The organism is Acinetobacter sp. NPDC052428 (assembly GCF_044547685.1).
Lineage (GTDB): Bacteria > Pseudomonadota > Gammaproteobacteria > Pseudomonadales > Moraxellaceae > Acinetobacter > Acinetobacter lwoffii_G.
In genome coordinates, this window is record NZ_JBIUAT010000010.1 from 16,311 (window position 1) to 39,527 (window position 23,217).

Annotated in this window: 16 protein-coding genes; 8 read left to right on the top strand and 8 right to left on the bottom strand. The window is 45.6% G+C overall.

From position 1 onward, the window contains the following. Positions 1-66 precede the first annotated feature (66 nt). Both ACIG3F_RS07840 and lnt read left to right on the top strand, forming a co-directional pair. Positions 67-906: an HlyC/CorC family transporter gene (locus ACIG3F_RS07840; RefSeq protein WP_004278564.1), complete on the top strand. Its 840-nt coding sequence runs from the start codon at positions 67-69 to the stop codon at positions 904-906. Next, entirely contained in the window at positions 903-2,462 is a 1,560-nt protein-coding gene (lnt, locus tag ACIG3F_RS07845; RefSeq protein ID WP_071850476.1) for an apolipoprotein N-acyltransferase, read from the top strand. The genes ACIG3F_RS07840 and lnt overlap by 4 nt, the downstream gene beginning before the upstream one ends. Before the next feature lie 154 nt (positions 2,463-2,616). On the opposite strand, the gene ACIG3F_RS07850 is transcribed toward lnt, so the two are convergent. From ACIG3F_RS07850 to gspF, 3 genes are all read right to left on the bottom strand, one after another. Beyond that, on the bottom strand, positions 2,617-2,952 hold the full coding sequence (locus ACIG3F_RS07850) for a hypothetical protein (protein ID WP_396469763.1): 336 nt from the start codon (positions 2,950-2,952) through the stop codon (positions 2,617-2,619). A gap of 284 nt (positions 2,953-3,236) precedes the next feature. Beyond that, positions 3,237-3,671: a type II secretion system major pseudopilin GspG gene (gene gspG / locus ACIG3F_RS07855; protein ID WP_005250505.1), complete on the bottom strand. Its 435-nt coding sequence runs from the start codon at positions 3,669-3,671 to the stop codon at positions 3,237-3,239. 75 nt (positions 3,672-3,746) lie between these two features. Beyond that, positions 3,747-4,952, bottom strand: a complete 1,206-nt coding sequence (gene gspF, locus ACIG3F_RS07860; protein WP_005250503.1) for a type II secretion system inner membrane protein GspF — start codon at positions 4,950-4,952, stop codon at positions 3,747-3,749. A gap of 150 nt (positions 4,953-5,102) precedes the next feature. On the opposite strand from gspF, the gene ACIG3F_RS07865 reads away from it, so the two are divergent. The 6 genes from ACIG3F_RS07865 (at position 5,103) to ACIG3F_RS07890 (ending at position 12,124) form a co-directional block, all read left to right on the top strand. Continuing rightward, positions 5,103-7,325: a primosomal protein N' gene (locus ACIG3F_RS07865; protein ID WP_396469764.1), complete on the top strand. Its 2,223-nt coding sequence runs from the start codon at positions 5,103-5,105 to the stop codon at positions 7,323-7,325. A gap of 75 nt (positions 7,326-7,400) precedes the next feature. Then, entirely contained in the window at positions 7,401-9,254 is a 1,854-nt protein-coding gene (locus ACIG3F_RS07870) for a cation:proton antiporter (protein ID WP_396469765.1), read from the top strand. 50 nt (positions 9,255-9,304) lie between these two features. Next, on the top strand, positions 9,305-10,180 hold the full coding sequence (locus ACIG3F_RS07875; RefSeq protein ID WP_004278571.1) for an Hsp33 family molecular chaperone HslO: 876 nt from the start codon (positions 9,305-9,307) through the stop codon (positions 10,178-10,180). Positions 10,181-10,501: 321 nt separating this feature from the next. After that, complete coding sequence (locus ACIG3F_RS07880; protein WP_005102907.1) at positions 10,502-10,963, top strand: DUF2147 domain-containing protein; 462 nt, start codon at positions 10,502-10,504, stop codon at positions 10,961-10,963. 484 nt (positions 10,964-11,447) lie between these two features. After that, positions 11,448-11,777 carry a chaperone modulator CbpM gene (locus tag ACIG3F_RS07885; RefSeq protein WP_005102905.1) on the top strand — a complete coding sequence of 110 codons (330 nt, stop codon included), beginning with the start codon at positions 11,448-11,450 and terminating at the stop codon, positions 11,775-11,777. A gap of 89 nt (positions 11,778-11,866) precedes the next feature. Beyond that, positions 11,867-12,124: a YdcH family protein gene (locus ACIG3F_RS07890; protein WP_005102903.1), complete on the top strand. Its 258-nt coding sequence runs from the start codon at positions 11,867-11,869 to the stop codon at positions 12,122-12,124. Positions 12,125-12,238: 114 nt separating this feature from the next. Here ACIG3F_RS07890 and ACIG3F_RS07895 read toward each other — a convergent pair whose 3' ends face one another. From ACIG3F_RS07895 to ACIG3F_RS07915, 5 genes are all read right to left on the bottom strand, one after another. Beyond that, positions 12,239-13,474, bottom strand: a complete 1,236-nt coding sequence (locus ACIG3F_RS07895; RefSeq protein ID WP_005267559.1) for a magnesium transporter CorA family protein — start codon at positions 13,472-13,474, stop codon at positions 12,239-12,241. Between the two features lie 252 nt (positions 13,475-13,726). Next, positions 13,727-15,814, bottom strand: coding sequence for a polyribonucleotide nucleotidyltransferase (pnp, locus tag ACIG3F_RS07900; protein ID WP_171058372.1), 2,088 nt, complete (start codon positions 15,812-15,814; stop codon positions 13,727-13,729). A 260-nt stretch (positions 15,815-16,074) separates the two neighbouring features. Continuing rightward, positions 16,075-16,344: a 30S ribosomal protein S15 gene (gene rpsO, locus ACIG3F_RS07905; protein WP_004278577.1), complete on the bottom strand. Its 270-nt coding sequence runs from the start codon at positions 16,342-16,344 to the stop codon at positions 16,075-16,077. Between the two features lie 894 nt (positions 16,345-17,238). After that, positions 17,239-19,020 carry an exodeoxyribonuclease V subunit alpha gene (gene recD, locus ACIG3F_RS07910; RefSeq protein WP_396469777.1) on the bottom strand — a complete coding sequence of 594 codons (1,782 nt, stop codon included), beginning with the start codon at positions 19,018-19,020 and terminating at the stop codon, positions 17,239-17,241. 71 nt (positions 19,021-19,091) lie between these two features. Beyond that, positions 19,092-23,216: a UvrD-helicase domain-containing protein gene (locus tag ACIG3F_RS07915; RefSeq protein ID WP_396469766.1), complete on the bottom strand. Its 4,125-nt coding sequence runs from the start codon at positions 23,214-23,216 to the stop codon at positions 19,092-19,094. Position 23,217 lies beyond the last annotated feature (1 nt).

The window sequence follows — 23,217 nt, forward strand, 5'->3', positions numbered from 1 at the left end:
AAGCGTATTTTCTGCGGTATGATAAAACCACGTTTTTTTAGATATTAAGAGTCTTCAGGAAAAATCATGCACGAGGAATCAGGCCCGTCGTGGGGTATGCGCGGCTTACGCAAATGGCTGGGAACTGCACCCGAAACTCGCGACGAACTGCTAAAATTAGTACAAGATTCACGTCGATTTTTAGAACCCGATACTGTTGCCATGCTTGAGGGCGTTCTTGACCTCCCGGCAACCAAAATTCGTGAAGTCATGACGCCTCGCACGTCCATGATCAGCTTACAGGAAGATGACCAACTGCTGGATATCCTGCATGTGCTGGTCGAATCTGCGCATTCACGTTTTCCGGTATTTTCTTCCGATCAGACCGATAATGTAGTCGGCATTCTGTTGGCAAAGGATTTATTGCCTTTTCTAACTGAACCGACGGCCAAAGTCGATATTCGCGCGCTTATGCGTCAGCCTTTGTTTGTTCCAGAAAGCGCCCGCTCCGATCAGGTTTTGCGCATGTTGAAGAATACCCAGACGCATATTGCGGTGGTGATTGATGAATACGGTACGACTTCGGGTCTGGTGACGCTGGAAGATATTCTGGAAGAAATTGTCGGTGAAATTGAAGATGAACATGACAATGCTGATGAAGAAGCATACTACATTGTTCCGGACAATGATCCGACTACGGCCAATACCTGGGTGGTACAAGCGCTGACCCCAATTGAGTATTTCAATAATATGCTGGATGCGACTTTCCCTGATGATGAAGTGGAAACCATGGGTGGCTTGTTATTACAGGAAATTGGTCTGGTAAGTGATCTTGAAGGTCAGACCATTGAACTGGAAAACTGGCAATTTACCATTCTTGAGGCAGATTCACGCTCGATTCACCTAATTCGAGCCGTGCGCCAATGAGAGCGTATTTTGATAAGCTGTTGAGTTCTAATCAACAGCAAAAACCGTTGCCGCTGATCTATCCTGTTTTAATTGCCTTATTCGCAGGTGCCATCTTTAGTTTGGCACTAGCCCCCTATCATTACTGGTGGCTGGCCATTCTGTCTCCAGCACTGCTCTATGCCTGCCTGCGCGGACGTACAGCAAAACAGGCTTTTGGCATTGGCTGGGCTTATGGGATCGGCTTGTGGTTTGTCGGCGCATTCTGGCTCTATACCTCGATTCATGTCTATGGCGATACCAGTGCATTTCTCAGCGTTGTAATGATCCTGATTATGGCACTGGTGATGGGTCTGTTTAGTGCCGTTCAAACGTTTGTCTATCGCCGCTTTTTCCCGGAAACTCCTTTAACCTTTGCCCCGCTGTGGGTGCTGTTTGAATGGTCCAAGACCTGGGTCTTTACCGGATTCCCATGGCTATTCGCCGGCTATGCCTTTACCGAACGCTACCTAGATGCTTATGCGCCCTTATTCGGGGTGTTTGGCGTATCTTTCGTGGTGATCATTCTGGCCTGTGCGCTGGTTGAAATTCTTAATAGACGCCTGTTCTGGGCCATTCCTTCGGCAGTTTTATTACTCGGTGCCTGGGGTGCAGCACAACTGACGTTTGTTGAGCAAAAAAATCAGAAGCCTTTAACGGTTTCTCTGATTCAGGGTAATATTCCGCAAGACTTGAAATGGCTGACTGAATATCAGGTGAAGACCTTATTGATTTATGCCAATTTGAGTAAAACTGAATGGGGCCGCGATCTGATCGTCTGGCCGGAATCTTCGATTCCCATGTTCCAGACTGATATTGAAGCCTTTCTGGAAGCCATGAAAGTACAGGCTGAAAAATCAGGTACGGCCTGGGTGACCGGCATTCCGTATTGGGATTTAGCAGAATCACAGGCTGCGGGTTATCCAAAATATTACAATAGTATTATGGCCAGCGGAGATGAATCCGATGGGCTATACAAGAAGCAACGACTGGTTCCTTTTGGTGAATATATTCCACTTTCAGGCTGGTTAAGTTGGGTTCTGCCGGCACTGCAAAATGATCCATCCATGAGTGGTTTTACCCGGGGCGCAGATCATCAAAAACCATTGAATGTAAAAAATCATCCTTTGGGTTCTGCGATTTGCTATGAAGTGGCTTATCCGAATTTGACCCGTCGCAATGCCAGTCAAAGTGATTTTCTGGTGACCGTGTCTAATGATGCCTGGTTTACCGGCACGGCAGGACCATTACAGCATCTGCAGATGGTGCAAATGCGTGCTAAAGAAAATGGCCGCTGGTTTATTCGGGCGACCAATACCGGTGTGACCGCCTTTATTGACCACAATGGTCACATTGTGAAAAAAGCCCCGATGGATCAGGAAGCAGTATTACGTGGCGAACTTCCAGCCATGCAGGGTGAAACGCTATATATGAAACTCAGCGACTGGCCGGTCCTGATCTTCTCGGTTCTACTCTTGCTAGTGGGCTGGCGCTTCCGTCCACGTAAAGTGGATGTCAGCTTTAAATCTAGACGGTAATTTTTTCAAGTCCCCCTTTTACAAAGGGGGACTTAGGGGATTCCTGAATATAGCATCTTATCAATCCCTCCTAAGCTCCCTTTACGAAAGGGAGGAACATTCAAGGCAATAAAAAACCGAGGTCATAGCCTCGGTTTTTTCATCTCTTTCAAGCTTAAAATTGTATAGCCAAATAACACAACATGCTGGCAAGAGACAGCATCGGCACATGACGATACAGGTTAACCAGTGTCTGCTCAAATGCTGAGCTTTGCTCGGCCTGAATGCGAATTACACTCGCGTTTAATGCTGACCAGAAACACAGTGCCAATAAACTGCTCATCAAGCTGATAGCAAAAAAGGCCACCACAATCTGGCTGCTGCCTTCGGTGCTCTGCCATAAATGGACGATTCCCTGACTGATCGGCAGCATGCTTAAAACCAGAAGAACAGATTTCAGCATCGACCAATGAAATTGATTGATTTCATCTCCCAAGATAAATGCTTTCATGTGCTTCTCCGTTGGCGAGTCAAGTGCCATTCAGATCATTATGAGCTTTTTTAAATAAATAGAAAGTGTATGTTTATTCATATTTTACGAGAATTGTAATAGATAAATATGGGAATAATTCTTATTATAACTCGCATATCGTTTTTATTAATTCATTATTATAAATATCATTAACTTACATTACATTTAATAATTAATAGTTATTATCACTTCACTTCGTATTGAAATAGCTTATTAAGTGAAGTGATATATACCATCTATCGAGAATTTATAATGATTCTCAATTAAGGCTGATAATAAATATCGGCATCTGTTCCTTCACCACCCGATTGACCATCTGCACCAAATGAATACAGATCAAAGCTGCGACCATCGGTACCCGGAATCACATATTGCAGTTCATTATCCCAGCTGTCTTTTGGAAAACCGCCTTTAACATAACCGCCCGGCACCCAGTTTTTTGCAGTCGCTGGCTGGTTCACCAGTGCATCCAGACCACCTTCCTGCATACTTGGATACTTGCCATTGTCCAGCTTGTATTGATCCAGTGAACCCGCAATACTCTGCAACTTGATCACGGTGGTATCGACTTTGGCCTTTTCACCGCGTCCCATCACGTTCGGAACGATCAGCGCAGCAAGCACACCGAGAATAACAATCACCACCATGACTTCGATTAACGTAAAGCCTGTCTGTTTATTTAATTCATTCCTTTTCATTCAATCTCTCTCACTTATTTGCATTATTCAGACCACTTGAATCTTGATCACAGCAAAATTCTAACTGGTTACTGTTTAAATCATATTATTCATATTTACAATTGGCAGCATCACTGCTATCACAATGACCAGAACAATACTGGCCATCAGGACCAGCATTAAAGGTTCCAGCAAAGCCAGTAAAGTTGAAATCAGGGTGGTCACTTCACGATCCTGCATCTGTGAAGCACGCTCCAGCATTCGGTCGAGCTCACCGGATGCCTCGCCACTTCTGATCATTTGTACCATCATCGGCGGGAAATAACCACTGCGTTCCAGTTGGGTTGCCAGGTTACCGCCTTCGGTCACTTTTTCCGCTGCCAGATTCACCGCATCACGGATTACCCAGTTATTGCTGACTGCAGCACCAATGCGCAGTGCATCGACCAGCGGCACGCCAGACTGGGTCAAAATGGATAAGGTACTGGCAAAACGTGCGGCATTAATCCCGCGTGACAATTTGCCGAATAAAGGTAATTTTAAGGTCAGACGGTCAAAGGCATAATGCCCGGCTGTGGTTCTTAAAAACCGGACCAACAGGAAAATCCCCAAAGCCCCACCGATCAATAAAAATGGCCAGGCAATGCGGATAAAATCACTGGCTTTCATCAAGGCCACGGTAATCCACGGCAAGGCATCTTTACTCTGGTCAAAGGTCTTGACGATATCTGGCACCACATAGGTCATCAGCCCCATCACGATCGCAAAGGACATCAGCATCAGGATAATCGGATAGACCATTGCACCCTGAATTTTTTTCTGCATGGCAAACCGGTTTTCGGTATAGTCAGCCAACTGATCCAGAATCAGGTCCAGATGTCCGGAACGTTCACCGGCGGCAATTGTGGCAATATACAGTTCAGGAAAACGTCCGGATTGTTGCAAGCCCTGCGCCAGACTATGCCCTTCCAGCACTTTGGAGCGCACTGACATCAGCAGGTTTTGTACATGTACTTTTTCACTTTGCTTGCCGACGGCACGAATCGCTTCTTCCAGTGGAATCGCAGCAGCGACCAGCACGGATAATTGCCGGGTCATCAGAGCCAAATCATAGGCGGTGATGCTTTTTTCAAACCATTTTCGACGATGATGTTGATCTTTTTTTTCAACAGGATCAACAGAGACAGGAATAAGTGCTTTATCCCGTAATTGTTGCCGGATCTGACGTGCAGAATCCCCCTCCAGCACGCCTTTTTGCTGCTTTCCTGAAGCATCAAGCGCAATAAACTGATATGCAGGCATTGTAATGCTCTAATTTTCCAAAATTTTGCTCAACGCTGTTGCGTCAGACCACCGAAATCATTCATATTCTTTGATATAAATTATCTGCTCACTCTAACATAATCGAACTTTAAGCACGACGAAATTTCTTCAGGATCTCCACCCCAAGATATGCAAAATTCTCACCCAGATTCAAGTCCACTTTATCGCGTACGCGTTGCTGTACCTGTGCATGTATTTGATTGTTTTGATTACACGATGAGTACAGCACAATTTGAACAGGCACAGATTGGCGCACGTGTACTGGTGTCGTTTGGTCGGCAGAATCTGGTCGGGGTGATTATCGAAAAACTATCCGCAGACACTCCTCTCGATCCGCGCTTTAAACTTAAGGCAGTGACCGAACTGCTCGATGAACGCGCCATTATAGATGCCAAAGTTTTAAGTTTGTTGACATGGTCAGCGCAGTATTACCAGTTTCCGATCGGTGAAGTCGTCCACAGTGCCCTGCCGACTCTGTTGCGTCAGGGTAAGCCTTATAACCTGCTGGCCCGTACCTGGAAATTCCTGGACCCTGATGCCGAGGCCAAAGTACGCCGTTCGGACAAGCAGCAGGAAGCTTACCGGATTTTAAAACTGCATCCGGTCGGGACCACTGAAAATGTGCTGAACATGGCCGGGATTGAAACCGCGACCTTAAAAGCGCTGGAGAAAAAAGAGATTTGCGCCTGTGTGCTGGAGCCACAAGATTTCAATCCGCAGCCGATGCAGCTGGCACAAATGCCGCTTACTGCCAATCCTGAACAAAAACATGCAGTCGAACAGGTATTAAAATATCGCAATCAATATCAAGCTTTTTTACTGGATGGTCTGACCGGCAGCGGTAAAACTGAAGTGTATTTGCAGATCATGGAACAGGTACTGAAACAGGGCAAACAGGTGCTGGTGCTGGTGCCGGAAATCGGCCTGACGCCGCAAACCATCAGCCGTTTTCAGTCCCGTTTTCATTGCCATATTGCGTTGCTGCATTCCGGGCTGAATGATTCCAAACGGCTACAAGCCTGGCAGTCGGCAGAAACCGGCAAAGCCTCAATCGTACTCGGTACACGTTCTGCCATTTATACCCCGATGCCGAATCTGGGCCTGATCATTCTGGATGAAGAACATGACCTGTCCTTTAAACAGCAGGAAGGCTTCCGCTATCATGCCCGCGATGTCGCCCTGTACCGCGGCCATTTACAGCAATGTCCGGTAATCTTAGGGTCAGCCACACCAAGCATTGACAGTTATGCGCTGGTGCAACATGGCAAGATGCAGGCACTGGAGCTGAACCAGCGTGCCGGCACGGCCTTGATGCCCAAAATCCATATTCTGGATTTAAAAGTTGCGCAAAAAAAGCATGGGATTAGCCTGCAATTGATTCAGGACATCAAAAAGCGCCTGGAGAAAAAAGAACAGGTGCTGATTTTTTTAAACCGCCGTGGCTATGCCCCCGTCCTGCTTTGTGGCAGCTGTGGCTGGCAGGCGCAATGTCCGCACTGTGATGCCAACTTCACTGTACACCGTCAGCCTTATCAGCATCTGCATTGCCATCACTGCGGTACTATTCACCGTATGCCGGAACACTGCCCGCAATGTCAGCATCAGGAACTGGTTACACTGGGTATGGGCACCGGCAAAGTCGAAGAACATTTAAATGAGCTATTTCCGGATTTTGAGGTGATTCGGGTCGATCGCGATTCCACCAGTCGGGTCGGCAGCTGGCAAAAAATCTATGACAAGATTCAGAAAAGCGAACCGGCGATTCTACTCGGCACCCAGATGCTGGCCAAGGGGCATCATTTTCCTTATGTGACGCTGGTGGCGATTCTGGATATTGATTCCGGTCTGCTGAGTGTGGACTTCCGTGCTACTGAACGGACTGCGCAACTGATCGTGCAAGTGGCTGGCCGTGCCGGACGTGGTGAACATAAAGGCGATGTTTATCTGCAGACCCTCAGACCTGATCATGCCCTGCTGAACACCTTAGTGAATGAAAATTATCGCGTATTTGCCCAGCAGACCTTAAAAGAACGGCAGATGGCCAGAATGCCGCCCTACCGTTATGCCATCCTGATTCGCTGTGAATCCAAGGATCAGGCACAAAATACCGAATTCTTACAGAAACATGCAGCACTCCTCAGGCAATATCCTGATCTGGCGCTGGACATCTGGGGACCAATTCCTGCGCCAATGGAACGTAAGGCCGGACGCTATCAGTCGCATATGGTGCTATTGTCAGCGGATCGTCCACGTTTGCATTACTATGTGCGTAGCTGGTGGCAAAACATGCTGCAGGACAAACCTTCTAGCATGAAGCTCACGCTGGACATCGACCCTCAGGAACTGAGCTAAAAGATATTGCGCCTGAGGATCGATCTGGAATACGAAACTGCAAGTCTGGATCAAGAATAAATTTAGGGCAGGAAAATGTCGATACTGTTACAAATAACACTGGTTCTGGTTATTGCACTGTTGATAGTGCCACTGAGTAAAAGGCTCAGATTGCCAAGTGTGCTGGGCTATCTGTTAACAGGGATCATCTTAAGTCCAAGCCTTTTGCACCTGATTCAGACACCCGAAGTCATGAGTAGTTTCATGCAAGTCAGCCTGATGGCACTGATGTTCTGGATCGGCCTGCAACTCAGACCACAACGCATTGTGCAGATTAATCCCTCCCTGTGGATGATGGCTGCTTTACAGGTACTAATCAGCACCCTGATTTTCACGCTCATGGCCTGGGTTTTCCTTCAGCAAAGCCTACTCGCCAGCATTGTAATTGGACTCGCCGGCAGTTTGTCCGCCCTGACTTTGGTGATTCAACATCTCAATCATCAGGAACAGTTCGCCACCAGCTATGGTCAGCAAGCCTATTCGATTCTGCTGATTCATGCTCTGTTGGCCATTCTGGTGATTGCAGCCATTCCATTATTTGCCGGGATTCGCTCCACTGAACATGGCGTGGCCTATTTTGCTGCGATCATCGCAACGTTGAGTGGTCTGTTTCTGTGTAATCGTTACCTGATGCAGCCGTTGTATCGCTGGATTGCTAAAAGTGGCAGTCACGAACTGCATGCGATTGTAGCGATTGCGGTGACCTTGGCATTATTGGTGCTGATGAATACCCTCGGACTGAATCTATTTCTCGGTGCCTTATTTGCCGGCATTTTATTGGCAGATTCAGATTTCAGGCCTGCGGTAGAAAGTACGATTCGGCCTTTTCAGGGCCTGTTGATGGGCTTGGCATTTATCAGTCTAGGCATGTCACTGCACTTAGCTGATCTGCTCAATTTCCCTTGGATGATTCTCGGTGGCACCCTCATTTTAATCTTGGGCAAGTTTGCAATCAACCTGGCATTGGCGCGTTATCATCAAAATAGCTGGCGCAATAGCACCTTGTTAGCAGCCAGTCTGGCACAAGGTGGCGAATTTGCTTTACTGGCACTGGTGATTGCGGTTTCCGACCAGATTATTGCGGCTGATCTGCTCTCTCCCTTGCTGTGGATGGTGAGTTTTTCCTTGCTGCTGACCCCCGCATTTTATTGGTTATTGCACAGTCAGATCTTACCGCGTCTGGATCGCCACAATCATCTGGCAGCGACTTTTGAAACTGATATTAATCCTCAAGCCCATACACCAATCCTGCTGATTGGCTTTGGTCGCTTCGGACAAATCATCGCCCGGATTCTACTGCAACAGCAACACGCCTTTAGTGTCATGGACAGCACTGTGCCAGCCACTGAGCTTCTGGCGCAGTACGACATCCCTTTCTATCAGGCAGATGCGACAGAACCGGCAGCCTTGATGCAGGCAGGGGTTGCCACGGCGCAACAGGTCATTGTCGCCATTGATGATATTGAAGACTCGATGCTGATCGTGCGGCATCTGCGGCTGAATTATCCTGAAATCTGTTTATGGATACGTGCCCGTGACCGGCATCATGTGCATTTATTGCAGGATTTGGGCGTGAAACACATCTGGCGTGAAACTTATCTTTCAGCTTTAGAACTCAGTCAGGCCTTACTAAACCAGCTCAATCCTGACCTCGAAAATAGCCAGCAACAGATTCAAAACTTCCGTGAACAGGATGAAAAACTGCTGAATAGCCAATATCATCTGGATCCGGATGAACATCCAAATTATGAAAATCAGCGGAGCAGTTTAGCCGAACTGGAGCATCTGTTTGCCCAGGATCAACGCCATAAAGTGCAAAAACAGGATACACCGCAGCAACAGGATACAAACGGCGCAGGAATTGATACGTTAAGAGATGAACTGTCCTAACTTGTGTTTTACAATAATGACACTATTAAAGCAGGGTTATGGAGAATTTTATGTCTGATTTACGCCAACGCTTTTTTATTGAAGATAGCCCTGTTCGTGGTGAAGTGGTGCATCTTGAAGAAGCTTTACAAACCATTTTAGCGCAACGTGACTATGCACCTGCAGTTAAAATCCTGCTAGGTGAAATGCTCAGTGCCACTGCACTGCTGGCCAGCACATTGAAGATTAAAGGGCGTATCAGCCTGCAAATTCAGGCATCAGGCACATTTAAATGGGCTATGGCTGAATGTAACCATTTGGGTGAAGTTCGCGCTTTGGCTGACTATGAAGAAGATCCGCACTTTCTGGTCGGTGAAGACAGCAGTACCGTGTTGAAGTCACTCACCTCTCCGGTTCTGTTCATCAATATCGAACCAGAATTTGGCGAGCGTTATCAGGGGATTGTACCCCTTGATAAAGAAAATTTGGCGGGCTGTCTGATGCAGTATTATGACCTGTCTGCACAGATTCCAACGCGCATTGTGCTGGCGAGCGACCATCAGCGTGCAGGTGGTTTATTGATTCAGCTGTTACCACGTAATAGTGAAGAAGAACAACGCCGGGTAGATGAAGATCTATGGCCACGTCTGACCATGCTCACAGAGACTCTAAAAACTGAAGAGTTAGTCGGTTTGCAAGCCACTGATATTCTGTACCGTTTATATAACGAAGAAGAAGTGCGTCTGCCAGATACGGAAGTGTTGAAGTTTGGTTGTACCTGCTCTAAAGAGCGTTGTGCAGTCGCTTTACAGCAAATCGGAATAGAGTCGATCCGTGAAACGCTGGAATTCCAGAATCCGATCGAGATGGACTGTCAGTTCTGTAATAGCCAATATACTTTTACTGCTGAAGAAGCCTTGGGCCTATTTGGTAAACACCTGAGCTAAGCAGTTCGAATCCTTAAGTTTAAAAGCATTCCCAGGAATGCTTTTTTTATGTTTTAAAATCTAGGTGACTGAGCTCAACAAAGCGCATTCCCCTACAGTAGAAAACCTGTCTACCTCCTGAATCAAACTCTCCTGTAAATCCAATCTAAGAATCCCTTTTAAATTATAAGATTATTCACACTAACAAAACCTGAATATTCATCATTTTCAAAAAATTATGAGAAAGACCGCACAGTTCATACTCTTGATTTAATTATGCTTTTAAAATAAATTAGAGCAATAATTCTAAAATGAATACATCATCAATTTAACAGGTATGTTATGAGAAAATTATTGAATACTCTACTAATGGGGATAAGTTTGGCCGCAGTCTCTAGCCTGGCCTTTGCCTATGAAGATCCGTTATTGGGTAAATGGAAAACCATCGATGATCAATCGGGTTATTCTCGTGCGGATGTGGAAATTCGCAAGAAAGCAGATGGCAGTTATGAAGGAGTAATTGTCGAAACACGCAGCTTGCCTGGCGCAGAAAAAATGGGAATTTGTCATAAATGTCCAGGTCAGCTTAAGAACAAGCCTTTTCTAGGCCTGCCGTTTATCTGGGATTTTAAGGCAGATCCGAAAAAGCCACGTGAATACCATGATGGCAAAGTGCTTGATCCGATCAGTGGCAAAGTTTACAAAGGTAAAGCACGCTTAAGTGCTAATGGTAAACGTCTGACCTTGCGTGGTTATGTGGGGGTATCGGTAATTGGTCGCAGTGTTACTTGGGTAAAATATTAATTTCAGAAAGATTTTCAAAGCCCCTATATCAGGGGCTTTTTTCTTTGTCATGATTTGAAACAATAAGGTACAAATAAAAACTGTTTTGGAGCAGGCAAAGTCATAATAATGGATCGAAGACGGTTATTTTTTATCCACTTATGATGATCAATCTTCAGCCTTGTTCAATTCTGTCCTCTGGTCTGCTTTGCAGCCCTGATATGGCGCCCTCTATTCAACATAGGAAAGTGATTGAATACGCTTTGTCGATAACACATAAAATTATAAAAACAACTTCAGCTTTAACCTTCTTTGCCTCGCATGCTGCTGATAAAGATCCGGTCAGACCGACTGATTCATCAACTACCAGTGCATCCCGACTCTTCACTCATGATCATTTGAGTCATCACTCTGAGTCTGCATGTCCAAGGATTGGAAAGCGTTCTATTTTAGTACCTTCCCTTTCTACGGATTTTGCACACTTGGCTGTTTAAGGAGTAGACCCATGACTACGATTCAGTACCAAGAAAGTTTTTCCCACGGTTATACCCCCTCAGAAATTATGGACGATCGTTCATTTGACTTGATCCACTTTGCAGAAGCGTGTGGACAAAGCCCGGAATGGGTCATGCAGTTAATTGAACATGGAATTTTACCCAATCGTTCTACACCCCCGACCAGCACTTTCCTCGGTGAAGATATCTCGCGTGCACAACGCGCCTATCGCCTGCAACGCGATTTTGATGCCTCATTTAGCGCCGTTGCCATGATGCTGGACCTCATTGATGAAGTGCAGGAGTTACGCCGCGAGGTCAAACATTTGCACTTCAAGTAAATCCTTTTCATGTTCTGTCGATCTGCATTTTCCAGTGCAGATCAGAACATATTTATATTTAATTTTATGATTAGAGTATAAGAATCCCTATGAAAACCAAAGATTGCAATAAGAAACTCAAATACATGTTTCCCGAATACCGCGACTTGATTGTGCAACTTCGCGAGGAAAATCCCTATTTTGCCAAGTTATTCGAGGAACATAATGAGCTGGACAAAGAAATCAGCCAGCTTGAACTTGATCCAGTCAATCATATCAACAATGATATTGAGGCGATCAAGCGTAAAAAACTGAAATTAAAAGATGAAATCTATAAAATACTGACTCGAACAGCTCAAGTTGAGTGATCAGCAGAACAGAGTGTTGATTTCTACAGAGCTAATCTAAAATTGAAGTCCACTGATCTACGTGTGCTTGAAAAATAGGACAACTTTTATAAATATCGATTGATAAAGGTAGCTCTATTTTAATTTGGTCAGCTTTTCAACTTCTTTCATGGTCTCTTTCACTGATTGCTTAATCGGCTCATAGTCAAGGAACCAGAACAGATTCACGTGTTGATTCTTATGCTGTTGTGCCAGTAGATCAATCACACTGCGCTCCCCTCGACCGACCAGATGTCTGCGATAGAAATAATACACCAGCAATACCGTGCTAATGAACATGATCATCAACATACTCCAGAACCCGACAGGAGATTTCGCCCCCGGAATAAATTCAAAGTTCATCCCGTAAATCCCGGTCAATAAGGTCAGCGGTGCAAAAATAGCGGTAATTATCGCCAAGATGCGCATATTTTCATTGGTCTGATTGGCAATGGCTGAAAAATGCAGGTCGATCGCCGCCTGAATCGAGGCACGCAAACGAACAGTGTGTTTTTGGATGCGCTCTACATGGCTGACCAGGTCATTCATTCGGACCAGCATAATATCCTGTCGTTCCGACTTCTTCTTGCCTTTCAAGTGCGGATAATTATCGATAATTTCATCTCGCAGTTCTTGCAAGGTATCAATTTGCTCTTCACAGAGATTTTCCACTTGTTGAAAAGACATGCTTTCTTGCAATAACTGGTTCCATTTGGTAAAGCGGCGATGCCCCTGTAATAACTCCTGTTGCCAGAATTCAACCCGTCGGGTTAAAGGCACACGTAAATCCAAATAACCATCCACCATGCTATTCAGTAAACGTAACGATAAATCCAGCGGGGTCATCGGGAGTTTTCGTGACTTATTTTGTTCCTGAGTGGAACGGATCACATGGGTTTCAATACGGGAAATATAATTTTTTATTGCTTTATTGCCTTGCTCACGTACTGTAATCAGCACTTGAGGAGTCATGATAAAACTAATCGGAGTAGTCGCCAGACCAAACACTTTTTCATGCTGTTCCAGCGCCTGCTCACCGCTCTCGATGTCATCATCCGGGGTAATCAGCTTGCGAAAAATAAGCAGCTCATAGTCATCCATGCTATCAAATACACAAGGATGTTCTAAATTAAGAATATCGTTTACATGCAATTCGTTTAGGTATAAATGGGTCTGCTGTTCTATTTCTTTTTGCCAAGTCTCAGCCCGATTAACCACATCTGCCCGGGTATAGTCGATCCAGATAAATTCAGGTTCGGCTTGAGCAATAGGCTCTTTTTGTACAAAAATATGATGTTCGGTCGGATGTTGGTAAAAATAATAAACCTGCATTAAGACAATTCTCTATTCACAATTCTGCTTTTTGTTGTTGCAGGATAGAGCTAGTAGGCCTTCCCCATCTATCCGTCTTAAAATTATGAGCCGAGCCGCAGACTTAAGCAATCCAATCAGTCTTTATTTGCGTAGCAGAATCTTATTGAAGGCATAAAAAAGCCCTGAGCCAGCCAAAGTAAACATTTTGACCAAGCTCAGGGCTTTTTTATTGTTATTCACATGAGTTTTCCCATGTGAATATTTTAACGATTAAACTTGTTCGATGTCTTTCATCGTTAATTTGATACGGCCACGGTTATCAACATCCGCAACCTGTACTTTCACTTCTTGACCTTCTTTCAATACATCTGCCACGTTCGCAATGCGTTCGTTTGAGATTTGAGAGATGTGAAGCAAGCCATCAGTACCTGGCAGGATATTCACGAACGCACCGAATTCAACGATACGGATCACTTTACCTACGTAGATTGTACCTGGCTCGATTTCAGCAGTAAGTGCCTGGATCTTGGCCACTGCAGCTTGCGCTGCCGCTTTAGTTTCACCAAATACGCGAACTGTACCGTTATCTTCGATATCGATCGCCGCTTTAGTTTCTTCAGTAATCGCACGAATGGTCGCGCCACCTTTACCGATCACATCACGGATTTTATCCGGGTTGATATTGATCACCTGGAATGTTGGTGCGTGCATCGAAATTTCAGGACGCGCACGTGAAATCACCTGGTTCATCTCATTCAAGATGTGCATACGACCCGCATAAGCCTGGTTCAATGCAGATTCCATGATCTCTTCAGTGATACCTTCGATCTTGATGTCCATTTGTAGCGCAGTAATACCGTTTGCAGAACCAGCTACTTTAAAGTCCATGTCGCCCAAGTGATCTTCATCACCCAAGATGTCAGAAAGAACTGCGAAACGCTCGCCTTCTTTCACTAGACCCATCGCAATACCTGCAACTGGTGCTTTAAGTGGAACACCAGCATCCATAAGAGAAAGTGATGCACCACATACAGACGCCATTGAAGACGAACCGTTAGATTCAGTGATGTCAGATACGATACGGATCACGTACGGGAAGCGATCAGCAGCAGGAAGTACAGCTTGAACACCACGACGTGCCAGACGACCGTGACCAATCTCACGACGCTTAGGACCAGATTCACGGCCAGTTTCACCTACAGAATATGCAGGGAAGTTGTAGTGCAACATGAAGTTGTCAGTTTTTGTACCTGCAAGAGTATCAACCATCAACGCATCACGAGTATTACCCAAAGTCGTTGTGACCAAGGCTTGAGTTTCACCACGTGTGAACAATGCAGAACCGTGAGCACGATCCAATACGCCTACTTGTACGTCGATTGCACGAACAGTTTTGGTATCACGACCATCGATACGTGGCTTACCAGACAGGATGTTGTCACGTACAGTACGATATTTAAGGTCTTCGAACAGCTCATTTACTTCTTCTGCAATGCCAGTTTCGTCATTTTCAGGAACGAACTGTGCAACTGCTTCTGCATAAAGCGCGTCAAGTGCCGCATAACGGTCTTGCTTAACTGCAATCGTGTAAGCTTCAGAAATTTTCGCTTCGAATGCTTCTTTCAATTTACCAAGAAGTTCTTCGTTTTTAACTGGAGCAACCCAAGTTGATTCAACCGCGCCTGCAGCTGCAGCAAATTCTTTGATCGCTTGGATCGCAATTTGCATTTCGTCATGACCGAACAATACAGCGCCCAGCATTTGATCTTCTGAAAGCTCTTTCGCTTCAGATTCAACCATCAATACTGCAGTTTCCGTACCCGCAACAACAAGATCAAGATCAGACTCTTTAAGTTGTTCAAGGTTCGGGTTCAGGATGTATTCACCGTTGATTAAACCAACGCGCGCACCACCGATTGGACCACGGAAAGGAGTACCAGCGATAGACAATGCAGCAGATGTACCTAACATTGCAGCAATGTCAGCATCCATTGTTTTATCAGAAGAAATAACTGTGGCTGTTACTTGAATTTCGTTGAAGTAACCTTCCGGGAACAACGGACGAATTGGACGGTCAATCAGACGTGAAATCAAAGTTTCAGCTTCAGACTGACGGCCTTCACGCTTGCCATAACCACCCGGGATACGACCAGCAGCATATTGCTTTTCTTGGTAGTTAACAGTTAATGGGAAGAAATCTTGACCTGCTTTTGCTTTAGGCTGTGCCACAACAGCGACAAGTACTTGTACGCCGCCCATGGTGATCACAACAGTGTTTGCCTGACGGGCAACACGACCTGTTTCCAAGATAACGTTGTGCTGACCGAATTGGAATTCTTTACGAATAATATTAAACATTGACATGTTTTATTTTTTCCTAGTTCTTGTGAACAATTATTCTAGTGGAGACCCCTAAGGTTTGGCATTCATGACCATATGGACGAGTAAATGACAAAGCTTAGAAGCCGACCTCACCAGATTAAATACTATTTTTAAACACAAAGAAGGAGCGAAACATTCGCCCCTTCCACTGGCTTAGCGCAAAGCTAAGCCGACTTTAGTTTTCAGTAATACAGCACAAAGCATGCAATACACCCGAAAATAAAGTTTAAATCGAATTAACGACGTAAACCTAAAGCACCGATCAATGCTACATAACGACCGTGGTCTTTACCGTTAAGGTAGTCAAGTAGTTTACGACGTTGGTTAACCATACGGATAAGACCGCGACGGCTATGATGGTCGTGTTTGTGCTCTTTGAAGTGACCTTGTAAATCATTGATTTGAGCAGTTAAAAGAGCTACTTGAACTTCTGGTGAACCAGTGTCGTTTTCAGCGCGAGCGAATTTAGCCATGATCTCTGCGCGATCTGCGTTAGTTAAAGCCATTCGATTTCTCCGAGATGCTTATATATTTTGATAAAAATCAAAGTGATGAGAATTCAAAACCTTGACTGCCGTGCATCACTACAGCAAGTTGCATATTTTAAGGGAAAACGCATCAAATTGCAAAAATAGATCCAAATTTTTGCATGGTTTTGGTCGCTCATTGATGCAGTTCAGATTCGATGACTCTTGTCCCTCAAAGATTCAGGTTTTGCATTATTTTCATGAAATAAATCCAGGATGAATTAAATATAGAAATTCATTTGAAAAGCCAACAAACCCTTTAGCTCGCTTGAATCTTCCGCTGCTCTCCATAAAAAATGGATAAAAAAAAGCCCGAGTAAACTCGGGCTTTTTGGCGCTGTAGTTCTTTCTCTTATCATTATTATTTATTGTATTATTATGGCGTTTTACGCTTATTATTATTTTCAAACATCCTGTTGAAAAATCATCTTCCTTGTGTGGTAGATTTTGCCATATTCCCACCAGACAACTAGAGGTATTTGCCTCATTTTGCTGTAAGCCATTTCGTACATCACAGAGTAAAAATTTGCATAATGTTACACAGCTCTCGTTTTATTTAACGCTATTTACTTAAGTTTACTGGCTAGCGCTGAAAATTTTTGCTAAGAAATTAGGATAAAAATCCAGCAAGCTTCCTATAAAAAAACCAGGATATAAAAAAGCCTTGTAGTCTCTCCCAAAACTACAAGGCTTAGCGGCTGTAAGTTTCCTCTTTCACTTACTTCACTGTAAGTTCGCTGTCTACCGACATTATTATTATCATTATGCGATTATGCTCAACTTTCCGTGTTGAGTTATTTTGTAGAACCAATCTTCTCAAAAACTGAGCAAAAGCTCTATGCGTCAATTTCCTGAATCCTTGTAAGCTTTTACCTACAAGATTTGATTATTTTTGCCAATTAAATTACTAGATTGTTCAATGATTTTTTGGCCCAAACCACTTTTCCGGGTAGTTCTGACACAAAGTGCCTGTGTAAAAGCATCACAATCCACCAGTAAACTGACCACTTTTTTGGCTCGAGTAATTGCAGTATAAATCAACTCTTTGCTCAATAAATTTTTTGCATATTGATCCAGCACCACGGCCGTATGGGAAAATTCTGAACCTTGAGATTTGTGAATGGTCAGCGCAAAAGCGGTTTCAATACTTTTAGGTAAACGGGTGGCTAATACCCATTTTTCCAGACTCGGGAAATACACTTCAAACTGACGTTGACCAGACTGCTCACGTAAAAAACAGATACCAATATCACCATTGGCCAGGCCCAACTGATAGTCGTTATAGCTCATCATGACGGGTCGTCCGACATACCAGTCGCCCTGTTTCAACTGACCTTGGGCTGCTAGAAAACGTTGCTCAATCTGTAGATTGATCTTGAGCAGCCCCAGATCACCAGAACGGATTGCCGTTAAAATACGGTAATCATCAAAAGTTTTGACCACCTGTTGCACATAGTGTTCAAAATCAGCTGAGTTTCGTTCTGTTTTTATGGCCTGTACATAAGCCTGATAACCATACATCAGCTGGTCATAATACTGATTCAAATTATGCGCGGTCTGTTCGGCACCAGCGAGCAGGTATTGTAACTGCAACTGGTCGATCCTCACCTGATCCAAATCGATCGCCTGTAACTCACTGGCTGCCACAATCTGCTGCTCAAATTTCTGCAAGACGTGAGAAGGCTGATGATTCTGCTGGATAAACTCCGCCATTGCGCCAATCCTGGCTCCAGGCGCAAAACGCCGCGTGGTGATTAAATTGACCCGGTTATCTTCCAGAGTCGCTACTTGCTGTAAATCTGCCAATACCGTTCCCACATCCACAGAGGCCAGCTGATCTGCATCACCGAGTAAAATCAGCCGTGCATGAGACGGTACGGAGGCCAGTAACATCTGTGACAGGTTTAAATCCAGCATCGAGGCTTCGTCGACCACGATCACATCATAAGGCAGAGGCTGCTTGGCATGAAAGCGTGGCTGTCCGCGAGTGCCCAGACCCAATAAGCGATGCAGGGTGACCGGTTGTAACTGTTTTAATTGTTCTAGCTCAAACTGTTGTAACGCTTCACTGTGCAAGGCTTTTTGCAGTGCTTCTTTCATGCGCTGTGCGGCCTTTCCGGTAGGTGCTGCCATGGCAATCCGGATATTTGGCAAGGCTTCATGCAGGACCGCAATCATATGCGCCAAGGTATAGGTTTTACCGGTACCCGGACCGCCGCTAATAATATTCAGCGCCTGCCGCGCAACCATTTCCAGTGCCAATTTTTGCTGTGGATCTGACAATAAATTGCGATCACGTTCGGATAAATCAATAGCGGCAACCGGTTGGGCTTTAATCCGAGCAATATGTGAGGCTACTGCCTGTTCCAGTTGCCAATAGCGGTACAGATATAAATGCTGATCTACAAAAATAAATGGTGCAATTCCTGCACGCTGCTGACGGCGGTCTAGAACCAGATTATGCAATAAGGCAACCTGCTGAGGATCAACTTCGATACAGCTATCCCCTGCCTGTATCGCCTCAAGCAGTTGCTGAATCAAGAATTTTGCTGCCGGATCAAATGTAGCCGTACTAAACGGCAGCTGACACAAATAGTCAATCCAGGCCATTAAATTGGAGTCTTGCTGCGACACGTGATTCTGCTCATTTTCCACACAGTTATCCTCAAAGTTATCCACAGGATAATTTCATGTTTAATCTCTATATATCTTATAAAATCGCAAAATCATGCTGATTTTTTCTGCTCAAAATAGCCCAGTATTTGATCCAGTTTTTCTATAAATTCGGAGTCCGGTTGCCAATGATAGGCTCCTTGCTGGACCTGTCCCTTCATCCCACGTAAATACAGATAGGTCGCGCCGCCCAAGTGCTGCTGAATCGAATAAGTCTGCATATTGGCACTCAGGTACCGATGCAGCGCCACCAGATACAAAGCGGCCTGCAACCAGTAACTGGACTGGCTCATATTCTGCTGAATGGCTTCAGCACTATAGTGCTGCTGATCAGGTCCGAGGAAGTTACTTTTATAATCGGCAATATGGTAGCGCTGGCCATCGAAATACACCAGATCGATGGAACCGGTCAGATAACGTGCCGACTTGGCCTCATTAAAATCGCTCATGATCATGTCATGTTCGAGAAAAAGCTGATGGATTTGCCGAATCTGCAAAGGGGCATCGGTCAAGGACAGATAAAAAGGGAATTCTGAAAGATACTGTTTAGCCTCCAGCTGTGCCAAGGCAAAATCTGCCTGAATCGGAGTGGCCAGAATGTCATGTACCCAGTCATGCATCAGGTTCAGCAAAATATCTTCTGTGATCTCGTCCAGCAAGCCATCAAATGCAGTCTGGAAAATATTGTCCACATTCAGTGATTCAGTACTTGCAGGGCGTGTGAGCTGAGCCACTTCCTGTTCAAAAAACTGGATAAAGGAGTCATCCTCCAGCCCATCGAAATACACTCGAAACTGACCTAAAAATTCCAGCAGAGCTGAACGCTCGAGCTGTTGTGCCGAGTGAAACAGCTGCTGCCATTGCTGGCGATAAACTTCACTTTGGTCATGCAGGCGAATTCCGGTCAATAACTTATAGTTCAGGCTGGACAATACGCGCTGCATACTATGACGCAATTCCTCGGCTTTGAAATCTGCCTGAGCTGTGGCCTGAAACAAGGTTCGCAGATTCACCACAGCGGCCTGATAATGCAGGGAAAAAGCCTGTTCCAGTACACTACGTATATGAAAAGCCTGTTCAAATTTTTCTTTCATTTCCTGCCAGATTTGCGGTGCGGTATTTTTAAAACGGCGCCGGATTTCCAGATTCCAGTAACTGCTGTCCTGAAAATCAATATGTTCAAAAATGCTGTGCAAGAATGTTCCGGCTACGGTGCCTTTAGGAAAATTCAGCCTAATCCAGTCTAAAGGCACAGCTGCTGGCTGTTCTTCCAGACCGGTAAAATGAATTTCATCGGCAGCACTGTCGGGCTGTTCATAAGCCGTGACCAGATCGTCCTGCAAGATATGTCCATGTAGCTGATGCTGTGACAAAGCCGTAAAACTGGTTTTGGTTCGCGGATAAAACTGCCGCTCTGGCAAAGGTTGCGCCCGCATGTCGACCTGATGATGGTTCGACTGCTCGACCAGGCGCGGTGGCTCCTGAGACAGAGGCGGCTCGACCAGACTTAAAGCATGTTGAAACAGTTGATCTCCCTGACCACGCCAGAAGGCCAGCCCGGAATCAGACTGTGCGTTCTGGTCCTGCAGCATGGCATATACCCGGTGACTGGCACGGGTCAGCGCCACATACCAGAGTCGGTGGTTTTCGGCAGCATTACGCGCTGCATTCTGCAGAATCGCCTGCTCATGTAAATTCTTGTGATTCACTGCAATCACCCGGGATTGTTCCAGGATGTTGTCCTGTTCAGGCGCAGACAGGGAAAAATTCAGATTGCCTTTATTCACATCAAAAGCAGCATCTGCTCCCAATAAAAACACCACTTTAAATTCCAGCCCTTTGGAGGCATGAATGGTCATCAGCTGCACCCCATGATCCCCAGACAGCTTGCGTTCTTTTTCGCTGTCCTTGCCTGAAGGTGACTGAAGCTGGCGCAAATACCAGTGATAGAGTTTTTGCGCCCCCTGATAATATTCACTCTGCTGGCTCAGCATCTCGGTCAGATGGCGCAGATTGACCACCACCCGCTCATTGTCCAGACTTTGACTGGCCACCAGATTGGTCCAGACCTGAAACAGGTTCAGTGCATAATTCCAGGCGGTCAAAAAGCCTTTCTCAAACCACATTTCCCGAATTATATCCAGATCCGCAATATAGCGACTGAGGCCTTCACTCTGGCTTTGCAAATCAATCAGTTTTTTCAGATTGAAGCCCAGCAGACGGGTTAGTAAAGCCCGCTTGACCTTGGCCTCATTGAAAGGATCCATAATCGCCGTCAATACGGCCGCGACATCCTGAGCGATGGTACTGGCAAACACGCTCTGTTTGGATTCTTTATAGGAGGGAATGCCCATACGCTGCAGACGCTGCTTCACCTGTTCCAGAGCAAAATGCCCAAATCCCAACACGGCAATATCATCTGCGCTCAGGCTTTGCTGATGCTCTTGCTGCTGAAAGTACAGTTGCTGCTGGGCAGACTGATTCAGCAATGCACGGATTTTCCAGGCCACCTGGTCTGCCTCCAGGTCCGATTCACCTAGCTGAATCCATCGTAAAGGCTGCGGGTTGATCCTGCCCATATCGACCAGATCTGGATGCGGGCGACTACCGGCCTGAATCAAGGTGTACTGCACCTGTTCGCCAAAATCCATTTGCCGCTGGAACAGCGCATCAACCACTTCTACGAGTGGTTTGACTGACCGATGGTTCTGCATCAGGGTATATTCGCGGCCCTGTTTATGCAACACATCGGCATGTGCCTTGTTATAGGTGAGCATATCGCCGCCACGGAAACCGTAAATTGCCTGTTTCGGATCACCGACCATAATCATGCAGCCGGACTGCACCCGGTTGGCATCACGCCAGATCTTGGCCAGCAAATCATCCTGATCCTGATTGGTGTCCTGAAATTCATCGACCAGAATCAGCGGATAACGTGCCTGTACAAACTGGGCAAAACGCTGTCCCTGCTGGCCTTGCAATGCTTCCGCCAATGTACGAATTTGCTGGGAAAAAGTGGTTTCACCCTGCTGCTGCAAGGTTTGTGGCAAACGGGTCTGCACACTTTGAATAATATGAAATTCCAGATAGGTCGTAAGCTGTTGCAGCTGCTCATCCAGATACTGTTTGACCTCACACAGCGCATCAATTGCCACGATCAGACTATGTTGCAAAATCAGCTGCTGCTCTGCATCCGGACAGCTTTTGTTAAAGACCTGAGTGGTCGGCTGGAAATCGGTTTTCTTGCGGCGCAAATGGCACAGATTCAGTAAAATCGGCTGCAATTCAGCATCAAAGAAACTCATGCCACCCTGATTTTTCAGGGCTGCGCTCCAGGTCATAAAGTTTTCACAAATTTCGGTTAACTTGGTCAAAAAACTCTTGTGAAAATACTTCGGACTTTCCTGACAATAACGCCGCATGACGGCAAGATCATGCTCCTGAATACTCACTAATTGACTGATGCAGGCTTCCAATTTGTTCAGGTCACATTCAGCCAGTTCGATCTTGCGGAAATGCTGCTTGCTGAAATTCAGGGCATCACGCACCAGCCCGGTATAATGCTCCACCGGTTTCAGCAGATTTTGAACATACAGATGATTGACCATATATTGCGGCTGCTGCTGAATCCAGTCACGCAGCACATCATGAATCAGCTGCTGAATATACAGATCCTGATCTTCGGTCATTTCTGCACGTTCAATCTTGCCACTTTCAAAGGCAAATTCACGTAACAGTTTCTGGCTAAAGCTGTCCAGGGTGCCGACAAACAGTTCATCCAGCTGGTTCAGCACCAGACGTAAACGGCGACGGGCATAATCCAGCCGTGAACCATAATCTTTCAGCACCTGCTGAAATAAAGGATCGGTTTCATTCTGGATTTTTGCTGTGATTTCAACTGAATTGAGCTGCTGATGACGCTGGATATAAGCCAGCGTTTCCTCGACGCGAAGCCGTACCCGGTTTTTCAGTTCAGCCGTGGCTTTACGGGTAAATGTCGTCGCAATCACCTGATGCGGATAATACTGGTCCAGAAAAATCCGCACCATCAGGCTGGAGAGTGTATAGGTCTTGCCGGTTCCTGCCGAGGCTTCAATCCAGTGCAGGCCACGGAATTTCATGTCTTGAATCGGATTGGTGGAAATGGCTGTTTGCATCTGCTGCTTTAATAAAGTCATA